Source organism: Corynebacterium ihumii (genome assembly GCF_028609825.1).
GTDB classification, from domain to species: Bacteria; Actinomycetota; Actinomycetes; order Mycobacteriales; family Mycobacteriaceae; genus Corynebacterium; species Corynebacterium afermentans.
Window position 1 is genome coordinate 1,449,569 of the sequence record NZ_CP063190.1, and the last position, 15,364, is coordinate 1,464,932.

At 65.5% G+C, this 15,364-nt stretch carries 14 protein-coding genes; 3 read left to right on the forward strand and 11 right to left on the reverse strand.

The annotated features are described in order from the left end of the window. Nucleotides 1-27: 27 nt before the first annotated feature. Nucleotides 28-3,483 carry a chromosome segregation protein SMC gene (gene smc, locus CIHUM_RS07140; protein WP_034998635.1) on the reverse strand — a complete coding sequence of 1,152 codons (3,456 nt, stop codon included), beginning with the start codon at nt 3,481-3,483 and terminating at the stop codon, nt 28-30. A gap of 116 nt (nt 3,484-3,599) precedes the next feature. Here smc and CIHUM_RS11055 point away from each other — a divergent pair, with 116 nt between their 5' ends. Beyond that, nucleotides 3,600-3,920 carry a helix-turn-helix domain-containing protein gene (locus CIHUM_RS11055; RefSeq protein WP_074431994.1) on the forward strand — a complete coding sequence of 107 codons (321 nt, stop codon included), beginning with the start codon at nt 3,600-3,602 and terminating at the stop codon, nt 3,918-3,920. 16 nt (nt 3,921-3,936) lie between these two features. On the opposite strand, the gene CIHUM_RS07145 is transcribed toward CIHUM_RS11055, so the two are convergent. From CIHUM_RS07145 to gdhA, 9 genes are read right to left on the reverse strand one after another with little or no spacing between them, the layout of a single operon-like run. Continuing rightward, complete coding sequence (locus CIHUM_RS07145) at nt 3,937-4,221, reverse strand: acylphosphatase (RefSeq protein WP_034998633.1); 285 nt, start codon at nt 4,219-4,221, stop codon at nt 3,937-3,939. Between the two features lie 20 nt (nt 4,222-4,241). Continuing rightward, nucleotides 4,242-6,062, reverse strand: a complete 1,821-nt coding sequence (locus CIHUM_RS07150; RefSeq protein ID WP_034998632.1) for an alpha/beta hydrolase family protein — start codon at nt 6,060-6,062, stop codon at nt 4,242-4,244. Between the two features lie 21 nt (nt 6,063-6,083). Further along, nucleotides 6,084-7,592 (reverse strand): alanine/glycine:cation symporter family protein, encoded by a 1,509-nt coding sequence (locus CIHUM_RS07155; RefSeq protein WP_034998630.1) that lies wholly within the window; start codon nt 7,590-7,592, stop codon nt 6,084-6,086. Nucleotides 7,593-7,646: 54 nt separating this feature from the next. Continuing rightward, nucleotides 7,647-8,153, reverse strand: coding sequence for a flavin reductase family protein (locus CIHUM_RS07160; RefSeq protein WP_034998628.1), 507 nt, complete (start codon nt 8,151-8,153; stop codon nt 7,647-7,649). A 22-nt stretch (nt 8,154-8,175) separates the two neighbouring features. After that, nucleotides 8,176-8,997 (reverse strand): bifunctional DNA-formamidopyrimidine glycosylase/DNA-(apurinic or apyrimidinic site) lyase, encoded by an 822-nt coding sequence (gene mutM, locus CIHUM_RS07165; protein WP_034998627.1) that lies wholly within the window; start codon nt 8,995-8,997, stop codon nt 8,176-8,178. Continuing rightward, nucleotides 8,990-9,754 carry a ribonuclease III gene (gene rnc / locus CIHUM_RS07170; RefSeq protein WP_034998625.1) on the reverse strand — a complete coding sequence of 255 codons (765 nt, stop codon included), beginning with the start codon at nt 9,752-9,754 and terminating at the stop codon, nt 8,990-8,992. The genes mutM and rnc overlap by 8 nt, the downstream gene beginning before the upstream one ends. Next, nucleotides 9,751-10,287, reverse strand: a complete 537-nt coding sequence (locus CIHUM_RS07175) for a YceD family protein (protein WP_034998623.1) — start codon at nt 10,285-10,287, stop codon at nt 9,751-9,753. Before CIHUM_RS07175 ends, rnc begins: the two co-directional genes overlap by 4 nt. A 19-nt stretch (nt 10,288-10,306) precedes the next feature. Next, nucleotides 10,307-11,029: a DivIVA domain-containing protein gene (locus CIHUM_RS07180; RefSeq protein ID WP_034998622.1), complete on the reverse strand. Its 723-nt coding sequence runs from the start codon at nt 11,027-11,029 to the stop codon at nt 10,307-10,309. A gap of 26 nt (nt 11,030-11,055) precedes the next feature. Next, nucleotides 11,056-12,402: an NADP-specific glutamate dehydrogenase gene (gene gdhA / locus CIHUM_RS07185; RefSeq protein WP_034998621.1), complete on the reverse strand. Its 1,347-nt coding sequence runs from the start codon at nt 12,400-12,402 to the stop codon at nt 11,056-11,058. A gap of 100 nt (nt 12,403-12,502) precedes the next feature. Between gdhA and CIHUM_RS07190 the strand changes: the two genes are divergently transcribed. Continuing rightward, nucleotides 12,503-13,630 (forward strand): glycerate kinase family protein, encoded by a 1,128-nt coding sequence (locus CIHUM_RS07190; protein WP_034998620.1) that lies wholly within the window; start codon nt 12,503-12,505, stop codon nt 13,628-13,630. Here the strand turns inward: CIHUM_RS07190 and CIHUM_RS07195 are convergent. After that, nucleotides 13,600-13,989 carry a hypothetical protein gene (locus tag CIHUM_RS07195; RefSeq protein WP_034998619.1) on the reverse strand — a complete coding sequence of 130 codons (390 nt, stop codon included), beginning with the start codon at nt 13,987-13,989 and terminating at the stop codon, nt 13,600-13,602. The two genes, CIHUM_RS07190 and CIHUM_RS07195, sit on opposite strands and share 31 nt — an antisense overlap. A 31-nt stretch (nt 13,990-14,020) precedes the next feature. Here CIHUM_RS07195 and CIHUM_RS07200 point away from each other — a divergent pair, with 31 nt between their 5' ends. Next, complete coding sequence (locus CIHUM_RS07200; RefSeq protein WP_243427139.1) at nt 14,021-15,361, forward strand: DUF4921 family protein; 1,341 nt, start codon at nt 14,021-14,023, stop codon at nt 15,359-15,361. The last annotated feature ends 3 nt before the right edge of the window (nt 15,362-15,364 follow it).

Consider the following 15,364-nt stretch of genomic DNA (forward strand, 5'->3'; position numbering starts at 1 on the left):
CGCTCTAGTGTGCCAGCACCGCCGACATCACGCGGGCGCGGCCCCGGCGGGCTGCATACGCTGCGAAAGCACGCGGGTGACACCGTCACCGCGCATGGTCACGCCGTACAGTACGTTCGCGACGTCCATGGTGGGCTTCTGGTGGGTGATCACGATGAGCTGGGAATCCTGCCGCAGCTCCTGGAGCAGGGCGATGAGGCGGCGGAGGTTGACGTCGTCAAGTGCCGCCTCGACCTCGTCGAGCACGTAGAACGGGCTGGGGCGCGCACGGAAGATGGCCACCAGGAAAGCGAGCGCGGTCAGGGACTTTTCACCTCCGGAAAGCAAGGACAGGCGCTTGACTCGCTTGCCCGGCGGGCGGGCCTCGATCTCGATGCCAGTGGTGAGCATGTCGTCCGGCTCGGTGAGCACGAGGCGCGCCTCGCCGCCCGGGAACAGGGTCTGGAACACACGCGGAAACTCCGCCTCGACGTCCGCCCAGGCGTCGGTGAACAGCTGCAGGATCTGCGCGTCCACATCCTCGATCACGCCGGTGAGGTCCTTGCGGGCCTGGATCACGTCGTCGAGCTGCGTGCTCAAAAACGTGTAGCGCTCCTCCAATGCCTTGAACTCCTCCAGCGCCAGCGGGTTGACCTTGCCCAGGGCGCGCAGGTCCTTCTCCGCCTGTTTGAGACGCTTCTGCTCGGCGTCGCGGTCGAAGTCCTCGCCCGGGGTGTAGTCCGCGAGCAGGTCGGACACCGCGATGCCCAACGACGCGGTGATGTTGGACTCCGCCTCGTCTATGCGCACCTGCGCCTGCGAGCGCGCGATGTCGGACTGGTGCGCGTTGTCCGTCAGCCGCGCGAGTTGCTGGCGGGTGGCGCCCACCTGTTGACGCGCCTGCTGCACCTTGCCCTGCAGGGAGTTGAGCTGCGCGTTCAGCTCGTCGCGCTGGGCGGTGGCGCGGGCGAGCGCGTCTTCGATGCGGGCTGCCAAGTCGCGCGCATGCTTCTCGACGGCACCGGCCAGCTCCCCTTCCGCCCTCCGGCGAGCCATCGCCGCTTCATGGCGGGCCTTCGCCTGCCGCTCCTGCTCCGCCTGCCGGCGAAGCGCGTCGCCCTTGCCAGCCTCGGCTTCCGCACGCTGCTGCGCGGTGCGGGAGGCGAGCGTTGCCTCCATCTCCAACGACTTGGCGTGGTTGAGTGCGTTTCTGGCCTGGTCGCGCTGCTCCGTCGACGGCTCCTCCGGAGACTCGGCGACGTCCGTGTCCACGCGGGTGAGGCGGTCGCGCGTCTCCTCCAACTCGCTGCGGCGCTGGGCCAAGCGCGCGTCCGCCTCGTTCGCACGCGCCGCGGCGCGCTCGTGCTCGGACTTGTTCGCCTCGGCCTGTTTGACCAGGCGCGCGAGGTCGCGGCGCCAGGATTCCACTTCGGTGTCGTGCTCGCGCAGCGCCGCCTTGGCGGACGCAGCGCTCACGCGGGCCTCGTCTGCGGCGACGGTCGCGCCTTCCAGGGTGCCCGCGAGCTCCTCGAGCAGCTGTTGTGCTCCGGCCAACTCGGACTTCGCTGCCTCGATGCGGGCGGAGACCTCCACCGTGGAGGTCTGCCCCGTGCCGGCGGCGACCCAGCCTTCGCCCACGAGCACGCCTGCAGGCGTGACAGCCCGCAGGCGTGGATCCTGCTCTACCACGCTGCGCGCGGCGGCGAGATCGTCCGCCACCACCACGTCCGCGAGCAAGCGCGTGACCGGGCCGGTCACGGAGAGGTCAAGTGTGATGTGGTCGAGCAGCCAGTCCACCTCGCCGTCGGTGTCCAGGCGCCACGACGAACCGCCGCGCGCGTCCACCACCACGGTCCGCGCGGCCGACTCCAGCGCGCCGACCGCGTCGTCGGAGACTTCACCCGCCAGTGCCTCGGCGTGCTCGCCGAGCGCGGCGGCAAGCGCGCGGTCCAGCCCAGGCTCCACGGTGACTAAGCCCGCAAGTGCCGTAAACCCGGAGAGCACGTCTTCTGCCGATCGCTTCGGCGCCTGCTCCGCCAGCGTGTCAATGCGCGACTGCAGCGTGGCCACCGCACGCTCGTGCTCGCGCTGCTTCGCCCGCAGCTGGTCTAGGCGCTTGTCTGCGGCGTCGGACTCGGTGTGGGCACGGGCGAATGCGTCGTCGAGAGGCGAACGCTCCGCTGCAAAGCCCGCGATGCGCTCCTCGACGGACGCGACCTCCGCATCGGCTGCTCGCGCGCGTTGTTTCGTCTCCGCGAGCGTTTCCTCGAAGCGGCGCACCTCATCTTCGGCCGCCTCGACGGCCGCTGCCTGGGACTCCTCCTGCGCGATCAGGCGCACGACACCCTCGCGACGGTCCGCGATCGCGCGCACCTGCGCCATGTGCTCGCGCTCGGCTGCGTCGAAGGCCTCCTGCCGCTCGGCAACTTCCTCGCGGATGGTCTCGAGCTTCTCCGCGGCCTCCTCGGCGGCTTCGAGAGCCTCGGCGTAGCGCTCGTCCGCAAGCTGCGCCCGCGCCTCCAGGTCCTCCGGATCCTGGCCCGCATAGGGCTCGAACGAATCGGAACTGCGGGCGCGTTCCGACGCGATGCGCTGAGTCGCGCTCACCCGCTCAGCCAGCGTGGACAGCGCAAACCACAGCTGCTGCGCCTCCTGGGCCTGCGGCTGCAGCTCCTGCTGACGCGCCTCCACAGCCTCCTGCTCCTCCACCGCGGTCTCCAACGCCGCGGTGACGGTCTCCACCTGCTCCGCCAGCATCTCGGCGGCGCGCTCGGCGTCTGCGTACTTCTCGCGCAGCCGCACCACCTGGTCTCCGGCGAGCTTGAGTTTCGCGTCGCGCAACTCCGCCTGCACCGCCGCGCCCCGCTTGGCGGCCTCCGCCTGGCGGGCCAGGGGTTTGAGCTGCTTGCCCAGCTCGCCGGTGAGGTCGGTCAGGCGATCCAGGTTCGCCTGCATGCCGGAAAGCTTGCGCTGCGCCTTCTCCTTGCGGCGCCGGTGCTTGAGCACACCCGCGGCCTCCTCGATGAACGCGCGGCGCTCCTCGGGTCGCGAGTCCAGGATCTCGGAGAGCTTGCCCTGGCCGACGATGATGTGCATCTCGCGGCCGATGCCGGAATCGGACAGCAGCTCCTGGATGTCCATCAGGCGCGCCTTGGAGCCGTTGATCTCGTACTCCGAGGCACCGTCGCGGAACATGCGGCGGGTAATGGCCACATCTGTGTAGTCGATGGGCAGGCGCTTGTCCGTGTTGTCGAAGGTGAGGGTGACCTCCGCGCGCCCCAACGGTTTGCGAGCGCCCGCGCCAGCGAAGATGACGTCTTCCATCTTCCCGCCGCGCAGGTTTTTCGCCCCTTGCTCGCCCATCACCCACGCGAGCGCATCCACCACATTCGATTTGCCAGAGCCGTTCGGCCCCACCACGGCGCAGATGCCAGGCTCGAATTTCATCGTCGTCGCCGACGCGAAAGACTTGAATCCTTTGAGCGTCAGCGATTTCAGGTGCATTGGGGCAGTGTAACCCAGCGTGCGCGACGCCAGGCAAGGGAACAAGGAAAGCCCAGTGGACGTGGTCCAAGACTCCCGTAATATCTGCTATAACCGATATTAGAGGGGATGCTGCAATGAGCTACGCGGATAACAATTCCAAAGAAATAGATTTTGGGAGCCACTTGAAGGACCCCGGATTCGCGGGAGCTTTTGAGGATGCCTCCGCCCGGTCCACTCTCGTAGAAACACTGCGTCAGCTCAGGAAAGCGTCCGGCCAGACCCAACGTCAAGTTGCGGACGCCATGGGCACCACTCAGTCTGCGATTTCAGATCTGGAACGGGGTGAATCAGACCCGCAACTGTCGACCGTGCAGCGCTATGCGCGAGCAGTCGGGGCGAAGATCCGATTCACCGTGGATTCACCTGACTACGCTACGTCCCCGGACTCCCCCTAGTCGTCAAACAGTGAGCTCATCGCTCCTCAAACCCTTCCGCGCCCTTCGGCTCCCCGAACTGCGCCTGGACGTGCTCCACATTCCCCGGGCGCTTCGCCGTCGAAGGCTGCTCTTCAAGAAGGGCTTTGAGCTTCCCGACGTCACCTTCGGTCCCCTCCGCAACCACCTCTACCCTGCCATCAGCGAGGTTCTTCGCGTAGCCGGCCAAGCCCAGCTCGAGGGCGCGGGAGCGGGTCCACCAGCGAAACCCCACCCCCTGGACGTTGCCGCGGACATGGGCGGTCATGCGTGTTGTTGTCATGCCACCCAAGCGTAGCGGGGTTAGCGTACCTTCGGACTAAGTCTTTTCTCTTCCGCGTAGCGAATCGCTTTCCGCACCGTGGCGAGCTTCCGATCTGTGTCCTTGAGTCCCGGCGCATTTTTGTCGCTGAACCGTTCAAGCTTTGACCGTTGACGAATAAGGTCACGCTCCAGTTCAGTCCACACGTGCCACACTGATTCATCACACGGCATTCTCCATGTGTCTCGCAGAATCAGCCGGGACAACTGAATGTGGATTACTCCCTCGAATTCCTCGGCGGTGCTCCCTGCGGTCATCATTCCCACTGCAATAGTCCCCGACCCAGCAGACACAAGTGCTCCTGCGGTGAGAAGGCCTCCCACCATGCCACCGGGGCCGAAGGATGCCAATGCACTTGTAACGGCCGCAGCCCCAGCCAGTCCTGGTGCAGCTGGCAGTAAAAGTCCTCCTGAGGCAACTACAGCAAGCGCACCAGCTCCCAGCAATCCCCACTTCATAAGCCGCGTTTTACCAGCCAACGCCTTGGAAGCTTCTTCAAGTGCGTCGAACGCGTCCTCCCCCTGCTGCGGAGTCAGCGCCATCTCCGCCGCTAGCTGCCTCATAGCCGAGATACGCACTGATTCTTTAACCTCCACCTCATATGGAGAGAGAGGATTTTGAAGGGCAAGTGTGATGAGATCCTTCGCCGCTTGGTCGCGGTCCGGGAACAAGTGCACCACCGGAGTGCTGAGGTTATCGGGGTCACAAACCTCATTCGTCTGCAGGACAGAAAGACCGCCAGGTATGGCACGTCGTTCCATTGTGCGTTTAGCAATGAGGTCGTTAATCACCTGAAACTGCGTATCAGAGAGCGCTCCACCGAATCGCTCTTTTGTGTCACCCTTCAGGTTTTCCCGGATCAGGTGCGACAAACGTAGACCCGCAAGAACTAGCTTTTCCTCGTGGTCCATCTGAACATCCACGCCTGTTTCAATCACCGCGAGCTCAGCCGATTGCGCTCCGAATAGAGCATATCCAACTGCTTTACCTACGAGCTCTTCTTCCAGATACTCATGTGCAGAGTGTGCAAAGTACGGATTAACTGGTGTGGACACACGGAGATCCAGCAACCACGGCACAACTGACGAAGCTCCGCGCAGAGCAGCAACGGGATCCCAGTGACTCCAGAAGTTAATCCACCATGCGAGATTGGACGGCGGTTCTTTGAGGTTGGTCTCAAGCTTGCTCAAATCAAAGTTGCCCTGCGCTAGAGGGCTCCCGATAGTGACCATGCCTGCAATTTTGAGGTTGTGCGGTATGCGGGGCAGCAAGTCAGCCGCGATCACGCTGCCCAGGCTGTGTCCGATAAGCACAATTGACCCATCGGCCGGCAACTGCCGGATAACCCGGTTAAGCACATCGCGCCGAACTTTGTCATCGTTCATGTAGTTGCTGGCTTCTCGGAACTTATTGAACCTGAAGGCCGCTGCTGCAGCCATCTCCGCAGCGGTTGCTAGGGGTTTGGGTCCGAGAGCATCTGTGTCGGCGAGGCGACGCTCCATCGCAGCCATGCGCGAATCGAACTCGGATCTTTTCTGGCGACGCTCCGAGGACGACTGTTTCGTCTGCGTAATCGGGGGAATCGGGGCGTCGATTTTGTCTGGGTCGCCGTTGAGTTTCTGAAGGAGATCAGCGTAGGAGGGCTCGACGATACTGACGTCTTCCAACCCCGGGTACCCCGCAGCGTGAAGCCCTCGGGCAAGCCCTTCCTTCCATTTTGCAGAGGAAGGCGCCTCTGGCCCCTTGCTGTTCACGCCGTGCAGATAGACCAGCGTGGGAGTAGTTTTCTCAGGCCGATTCATGGTACCTGAGTTTACAACTGACTAACGCCCGTCGTAGCTCTCGCTGATGGTGATGCGGTCCTCTTCGCTGCGGCGGGTCACCGGGTCGGAGCCGTCCCAGTACTCCACGTTCTTCAGCTCCGGCAGCATCTCGCGGTGGAACACTGGGTCGATGCCCTTGCGGCGCTGGTCGTTGAAGTTCTTCAGCAGCTTCAGCGCCACACCGCCGAGCGGGACGATGGCGACGATGTTGAAGATGGCCAGCAGGCCGGCCATGGTGTCGCCGAGCGCCCACACCAGCGGGACGGAGCCGAATGCGCCGAAGATGACGAACCCGATGACGACGAGGCGGAACACCGTCATGGCGGTCTTCGAGTCGGTGAGGTACTCCAGGTTGGCCTGCGCGAGGTAGTAGTTGCCGATCACGGAGGAAAACGCCAGGAAGAACAGGATGAACGTGATGGCGTGCGCGCCCCAAGCGCCGACGGAGTCAGCCAGCGCGGACTGGGTCAGCGACGCGCCCTGGATGTCGTCGCGGCCGTAGGTCACGGCCGGGCCGAGCAGCACCACGAACGCGGTGATGGAGCAGACCAGCAGGGTGTCGAAGTACACGCCGAGGGTCTGCACGAGGCCCTGCTTGACGGGGTGGGACACCGTGGCGGTGGCGGCTGCGTTCGGAGCGGAGCCCATACCGGCCTCGTTGGAGAACAGGCCGCGGCGCATGCCCTGCATGAACGCGACACCGATGCCGGCGCCGACGACCTGCTCAAGGCCCAGGGCGTGGCCGACGATCATCCCGATCATGCCGGGAATCTCGCGCCAGTTGATCACCAGCACGGCCAGGCCGATGAGGATGTAGGCGCCGGCCATAAACGGCACGATGACCTGGGTCCAGGAGGCGATGCGGGTCACGCCGCCGAAGATGACCAGTGCGGTCAGCACAGCAATCACGCCGGCGACAACACCCTTGAGCGCTACGGAGTCGGTGCCCAGGGAACCGCCGACTGCCTCGACGATGGAGTTGGTCTGGATCGCGTTGTAGACAAAGCCGTAGGTGACGGCCAAAAACGCGGAGAAGATCACGGCCAGCGGCTTCCAGCCCAGGCCGCGCGTCATGTAGTAGGCCGGCCCGCCGTGGTAGTTGCCCTCGGCGTCCTTGGTCTTCCACAGCTGCGCCAGGGTGGACTCCACGAACGCGGTCGCGCCGCCGAGCAGCGCGAGCATCCACATCCAGAACACCGAGCCCGGCCCGCCGATGGAGATTGCCAGCGCAACGCCGGCGATGTTGCCGGTGCCCACGCGCGAGGCAGCGGAGATGGTGAAGGCCTTGAAGGCGGACAGGCCGCCGAACTCCTCGTCGAGGTCGCGCCCCTCGCGGTCCTTGCCCTTCGGCGTCTCGGCGACCGCCTTGAGCATGTCCGGGAACAGGCGGATTTGAACGAACAGGGTGCGTACGCCGAAGTAGACGCCGGCGAGGATGAGGAACACTGGGACGACGTTCCAGATCGCGCCGTTAAGGGTGTCCTCGACGAATGAGGTAGCGGTTTCCATGGCGGGCAGTGTATCGCCAGGTTGCCCACATCACACAACGACGGGTTGGTTAAGCTACCCCTCCACCGCCGGGGTGCACACCTCGCCGGGCTGAATCGCGCCGTGGGTGCCAAACTCGCGCTGCCAGTACAGCAGCGGGCAGTTGGTGTTGACGTCGGTGGCGGCGACGTCGACAAGCACAAGTACGTGGTCGCCCGCAGCAATCATCTGCGCCACACGCCCGGCTACCCACGTGTGGTTGCCGCCCAGCTGCGGCGCGCCGTCGGCCATCTGCCACTCCACCCCCGCGAAGCGGTCCACGCCTTTGGACGCGAAGCGCCGCGCCAGCACGTTCTGCTCGGTGGAGAGCACATTAATGCCTATCGACGCCCCTTCGGCCAACAACGCCAACAGCGACGACCTTTGATCCAGCGAGACCAGCACCATCGGCGGATCCAGCGAGAGCGACATGAAGGCGCTGACGGTGGTGCCGTGCGGGTCCGTCGCAGAACCGGTGGTCACGATCGCCACCGCCGCAGCCAGCTGGCTCATTGCGTCTTTGAATGCTGACTGATCAACCATGTCGCACCACCGTACTCGCGCGCTACAACACCTGGCATGCCGGGCAGAAGTAGCTGGAGCGGCCGCCGACCGCAACGCGCTCGATCGGGGTGCCGCAGCGGGCGCAGGGTTTGCCCGCCTGCCCGTAGGCGTTGAGTGAGCGGGAGAAATACCCGGACGCGCCGTTGACGTTGACGTACAGCGCATCGAAGCTTGTGCCGCCCTGCTCCAGCGAGCGGGCCATCACTTCGCGCGAGGCATCCAGCACCGCCTCCGCGTCGCGCTGACGCATGGTCTTCGCGCTGCGCCAGGGCTTCAGGCGCGCGGCCCACATCGCCTCGTCGGCGTAGATGGATCCGATGCCGCTGACCACCTCCTGGTTCAGGAGCACATTTTTCAACGGCGATTTCCTCCGCCGCATTGCCCGGGCGGTCTCCCGGACGTCGAAGTCGGGCTCGAACGGGTCGGGGGCGATGTGGAGAGCGGGGTGCGGGATGCCGTGCACAAGCTGTGTGTACTGCCAGAACCCGAAAGTGCGCTGGTCCACAAAATCCAGCTCCACCTCCCCCACGTCCGCGCGGATGCGCAGGTGCGGCGAGGTGACGGTGCCATGCTTTGCCACGAGCATCTGCCCGCTCATGCGCAAGTGCACGAGCAGCGCCGCGCCGTCGCTGAGCGTGAACCACATGTATTTGCCGCGCCGGCCAGTGCCAGTAATCGTGAGCCCCGGCAGCGTGGCCTCCAAGTCCACGGTGTTGCCGCGCGCGGCGCGGGGGTGCAGCACCTCTACCCGCTGAAACGTGCGGCCGACTACGTGCTGGTCCAGCCCGCGGCGCACCACCTCGACTTCGGGCAGCTCAGGCATTGCCGCGAACGGCCTCCGCAGCGTGGTCGCGCAGGTACAGCACCGCTTGGTGGGCCGCCTCCTGCTCCGCCAGCTTCTTGTTCGGCCCGGTGCCGGTGCCGCGGGCAACGCCGCCCACCATCGCCTGCGCCGTAAACGTCTGATTGTGCTCGGGGCCTTCTGCCTCGGAGACGTACTCCGCCACCGGCAGCTTCAGCTCCGCCAGGCGCACCTGCAGGTCCGTCTTCCAGTCGTGGTGCTTCTTGTTCACGGTGGCGGTGCGGAGCTTTTCGTCGAAAAGCTTGAGTATCACATCGCGCGCCGGCTCGAAGCCGTGTTGCAGGTAGATCGCGCCGAAGATCGCCTCGGTGGTGTCCGCGAGGATCGACTCCTTCTCGCGGCCGCCGGTGAGCTCTTCGCCTTTGCCGATGAGCACGTGCGCACCCAGGTCGATGTCCCGGGCGATGTCGGCCAGGCCGTAGCGCGAGACGATCGCCGCGCGCATCGGCGATAGGTCAGACTCCGGGCGCGAGGGGTACAGCTCGAACAGCTTGGTTGCCACGGACAGGCCCAGCACGGCGTCGCCGACGAACTCCAAGCGCTCGTTGTTGGGCAGGTGGCCGTGCTCGTTGGCAAACGAGCGGTGGGTCAGCGCGAGCTTCAAGCTCTCGCGCTCGATGTCCACGCCGAGGTGTGCGATGAGCGGGGCGTGGTCGACGGCGTCGAACGCCTGCTCCCACAGCTCGTCCGCGTTGCCCTTCTTCTTCGAGCGGCTCACAGGAACTTCTCCAGGCCGGCCCAGCGTGGGTCGACCAGGTTATTTTCCTCGCCCTCGACCGCGTCCGGGGCCGGCACGTCCGTGTCGCCCTCGCACTCCGGCTCGCAGGTGGGGTTGAACGGCCAGTTCATGCCGGCCTCGTCCACGAACGCCTGCTCTAAGTCCACGGTGCCGTCGACAACCTTGCGGATCTCGTCGCCGGAGCCCTGGTCTTCATCTTCCTCGCTGTCGCCGGTGATGAAGTCGTCGGAGGCGGAAAACACCTCGGAGATGCGTAGCGTCTCGGTCGGGGTGAGCTCCTTCAGGCAGCGCACGCACTGGCCCTCCAGCTGCGCGGTGGCGGTGGCATCCACCATCACTCCGGAGCCCAGCGGGACCAGGGTCGCCTCGATTTCAACCTCGCGACCTTCGGGGATCGCGATCATTTCCGGGCCGATGCGCGACGGGGACGGGCCCGTCTGCGTCACTGTCTCTGGTGTGCCGTCGCCGCCAAGGACGTCGCTGACGTCGAATACGAAAGGGTTGGTAGACATAACGGCAACAGACTACCCGTTAGAACTCGTCGCGGCGGCCGCGAGCCGCCGCACCTGCGGCACCGGCACCGCGGCGCAGTGCGGAACGGTCGGAGGAGACGGTCTGTAGCACGCCCCGCAGCCCGTCTTCGAACTCTGCGAGCTTGGAGTCGACGTAGTCGTCGCACTCGGAGCGCAGGCGGTTGGACTCGGCGGTTGCCTCGTCCACCAGACGGTGCGCCTCCTCGTCGGCGCGGCGCATGACCTCGGACTCGGAGATCAGGCGCTTCTGCTCCGCCAGGCCCTTGTCCACGGTGCGCTGGTACTCGACGTTGCCGGAATCGACAATGTTGTCGGCCTCGCGCTGGGCGTTGGTGACGGTCATCTCGGCCACGTTCTGCGCCTGGGTGACCATCATGTTGGATTCTTCTTCCGCGTCGGTGACCAGGTTGGTCGCGCGCGCCTGCGCGTCGGAGAGCATCGACTCGGACTCGGAGTGCGCGTCGGAGACAATGCGGCGGGCATCCTCCTCGGCGTCGCCGACGAGCATGTCGGCGCGGTCCTGCGCCCCGCGCAGGATCTCGTCCTGCTTGTCCAGCACGTCCTGCGCATCGTCCAAGTCGACGGGCAGGGCGTTTCGGAGGTCGTCGAGAAGCCCGAGCATCTCGTTGCGGGGAACCATGCAATTAGAGGTCATAGGCACGCCGTAGGCCTGCTCCAGGGTTTGAACTAGCTCATCCAGGGCTTCAAAAACGCGGTACATGGTGCCTAAGCGTACCCGCTAGAGCGCTAAATCACGCCCTGAGCAAGCATCGCGTCGGCCACCTTTTTAAAACCGGCGATATTTGCGCCGATGACGTAGTCGCCAGCGCGGTCGTATTCCTCGGCGGTGCCCTTGGCCACCTTGAAGATGTTGGACATGATCTTTTGCAGGCGGTCGTCCGTGTAACCGAAGGACCAGGAGTCGCGCGAGGCGTTCTGCTGCATCTCCAAAGCGGAGGTGGCTACACCGCCGGCGTTAGCGGCCTTACCTGGGCCGAAGCAGACGCCGCGCTCACGAAAGACCTCGATCGCCTCGGCGGTAGACGGCATGTTCGCTCCCTCGGCGACGTAGCGCACACCATTGTCGACCAGGGTGCGCGCGTGGTCGCCACCCAGCTCGTTTTGCGTCGCGCACGGCAGCGCCACATCGGCCTCGAGGTCCCAGATGGAGCCGTCGGCGTGGAAGGTCGCGCCGGTGGTTTCCTCCGCGTACTCGGACACGCGCCCACGGCGCTTCTCCTTGATGTCCTGGACAAGCTCGATATCCACGCCATTGGGGGTCTCCACCCAGCCGGAGGAATCGGAGAAGCCGACAACGGTCGCGCCGAGTTCCTGCGCCTTCTGCATGGCGTAGATGGCAACATTGCCGGAGCCGGAGACGATCACCTTTGCGCCGTCGATAGATTCGTTGTTCGCCTTCATCATCTCGTTGGTGAAGTACACGCAGCCGTAGCCGGTGGCCTCCTTACGCACCAGTGAGCCGCCCCAGGTCAGCCCCTTGCCGGTGAGCACACCCGATTCGTGCTGGTCCACCAGGCGGCGGTACTGGCCAAACAGGTAGCCGATCTCACGGCCGCCCACGCCGATGTCGCCGGCGGGCACGTCGCGGTACTCGCCAATGTGGCGCCACAGCTCAGTCATGAAGGACTGGCAAAAGCGCATGATCTCCCCGTCGGAGCGGCCCTTCGGGTCGAAGTCGGAGCCGCCCTTGCCGCCACCGATGGGCAAGCCGGTCAGGGAATTTTTGAAGATCTGCTCAAAGCCGAGGAACTTGATAATGCCCAGGTTCACGCTCGGGTGGAAGCGCAAGCCCCCCTTGTAAGGGCCGAGCGCGGAGTTGAACTGGACGCGGAAGCCGCGGTTGACGCGCACATTGTTGTCGTCGTCCAGCCAGGGCACGCGGAAGATGATCTGGCGCTCTGGCTCGCAGAGGCGCTCGATCAGCCCGTAATCCGCGTAGTGCGGGTCTTTGCCCAGCACGATCTTCAGCGAATCCAGCACATCGGCCACTGCCTGGTGGAACTCCGGTTCGCCCGCGTTGCGCTCCAGCAGCTTCTGGTAGTAGCCGGCAACTTCTTGATCAATCGCGCTCATTGGGCGTGGCCTCCGATATCTATAGCTATGCAGAATTGCGTACCGGACAAACTTTACAACACCGTTAGGCCGCTCGTCGCCGGCAGCTAGAATCTCCCCCATGGTTTCTCCGCTCGACGCAGTTCCCTCGCCCAAAATCGTTGTCGCTCCGGATTCGTTCAAGTCCACCGCAACAGCCGCCGAGGCCGCAGAATGGCTCGCTGAAGGCGTGCGCTCCGTCATCCGCGACGCGCACATCGTGCTCACCCCCATGGCGGACGGCGGCGAGGGCACCTCGTCGCTGTTTGAGGGCGAGCGCATTTGCTTGCCGACGACTACCGCAGCCGGCCGCCTCACCGAAGCGGAGTACACCTTCCACGCCCCGAGCAAAACCGCTTACATCGACGTCGCCGCCGCCTCGGGCCTGCCCGCGGTGGATGAGCCGGTGCCGCTGACCGGCGACACCTACGGCACCGGCGTGCTCATCGCGGACGCGCAGACCCGCGGCGCTGAGCGCATCGTGCTGGGCCTCGGGGGCACCGCAACGATCGACGGCGGCACCGGCATCCTCGTCGCCCTCGGCGTCAACCCCCTGGACCAGGCCGGCTACCAGCTCAAGCCCGGCGGCGGCGCGTTAGAGCAGCTGGCTCACTTCGACACCGCGAAGGTCAACGTCCCCGCCGGCGCCGTGGAGTGGGTCCTGCTCACGGACACCACCGCACCGGCCACCGGACCGCAGGGCGCAGCGCACGTGTTCGGCCCGCAGAAGGGCGCAACTAGAGACAACGTCGAGGTGCTCGACCGGGGTCTGGCGCGTCTGTGCGAGGTCGCGGACGTGGACCCGGCAACCCCAGGCTTGGGCGCAGCGGGAGGCGTGGGCATCGGCATCACGTGGCTGTCCACCATGCTCCACGGGGACTCATCCCACGTGCACATCCTGCCCGGCGCGCGCGTGGTGGCGGACTCCAACGGGCTCGCGGAGCAGGTCGCAGACGCCGCGCTTGCAATCACCGGCGAGGGCCGCTTCGACGGGCAGACCGGCACCGGCAAGGTCGCCTCCGTCGTTGGCGAACTGGCCCGCGAGGCCGACTCTGTGTTTGCCGTGGCCGCAGGCCGTTTCGACGAGCAGCCGGACGAAGGCACCATTGCGGTGACGCTGTCGGAGACTGACAGCGTGCGCGAGCAGCTCACCCAGGCCGGCGCGGAGATCGCCGTGGCCTACCTGAACACCTCCACGGTCCAGGGGTAGATCGACGGGGCCTCGAAGCGGTCCTGGTCCTCCAGCATCACCGGGTCGCGCGGCAGGTCCACCTTCGGTGTGAGGATGCGCGACAGGCCCATGGCGAGGCGGTTGAGGCTGTCCGCACCCTCGGGCGTGATGCTGTAGCGAAACACTTCTGCTTCCGCGGGGTCTTCGCCCCGGTCCCGCTCGTAGGTTTCAGCCAGCTGCGCGCGCACGGAGTCGTCGATAAGCACCTGCTCCATGTCCACCGTTGCCGCGGTGAGCTTCCCCCGGTGCACGAGGATGTCGAGTGCACGCTGGAAGACCTCTTTGACCTCGCCGGCGACGGTGGGTGGGACGAGGACGTCGAATTGGATCACAGACATGTGCTCAAGGCTAACCGGTATGGTTGCGTGCATGTCTAACCCCGCCATGAACCCAGCGCACTCGTACCACGTGGCGCTGCGGACCATGGCGGACGGGACTTTAAAGCAGGTCAATCCGTTCTCCGGCACGGAGGTGTGGACGGTTCCAGGCCGCGGCAACAGGCCCCTCACCGCCACAGGCGCCCCACCTGAGCCCTTGGGTCCCGGCGCGCACACGGACACCTGCAATTTCTGCGAAGCGCGCAAACTGCGCACCCCGCCGGAGAAGTCGCGGCTGGTCGCCGACGGCGAGGGGTTTGCCATCCTGCGCGACGCCATGCCCGACGAGTTAGACAACACAGTCGCGGAGTTTCGGCGGGTGCCCAACCTGTTCGAGATCGTCTCCTACGACTACTGGCAGAAAAACTACGGCTACGAAATGCCCGTGGCGCGCCGCAGCCACATGGAGCGCTACCTGGCGGATCCCGCCGGGCGCGAGCATGTGCTGGAGATCGTGCGGACGCGGCTGGCCGCGGCCGGCCAGGACCCCGACAAGCCGGAAGACGAGCTGCTTGAGCTGGCCCCGGCCTACTTCGGCGGCGGCCACGACGTGATCATCGGCCGGCGCCACTTTGCCGATGGTGCAACGCGCACCGACCAGCTCGCCGGCTCCGGGTCGCTGCCCCCGGAGGAGCACTCCCGCTTCATCGCGTTCACCGTGGATTCGCTGCGCGACCTGGTGGAGCAGCACACCTACGCCCGCTACGTGGTGGTGTTCCAAAACTGGCTCTCGCCCGCCGGCGCCTCGTTCGAGCACCTGCACAAGCAGCTGGTGGCCATCGACGAGCGCGGCGTCAACGCCGAGACCGAAACGGCGAAGCTGCGCCAGAATTTGAACCTGTACAACGACTGGGGTGTCAACCACGCGTTTTACCAAAACCTGGTCATCGCGGAGAACGACCACGCCATCCTCACCGCCGGCGTGGGCCACCGCTACCCCACCATGACGGTGTACTCGAAGTCCCGCGCCAGCGAGCCGTGGGAGCACACGGACGAGGAGGTCCGCGCGGTCTCCGACCTGCTGCACGCAGCGCACGCCGCCACCGGCGGGCAGGTAGCCACAAACGAGGAGTGGCACTACCGCCCAGTGGACCTGGACGTGCCCATGCCGTGGCGTATCAACGTGAAATGGCGCATTTCCACCCTCGCCGGCTTCGAGGGCGGCACGCAGATTTACGTGAACACGCTGTCGCCGTTTGATATGCGCGATCGCGCCACGGCTGCACTTCGCACCTTGCGTAGCGACGGACACGTGGCCCCCTCCCTGCGCATCGCCGAGGAATGCACCCCGGCGCCCAATCTATTGCGATATAACCCAAATTTGGAGAGATGAATT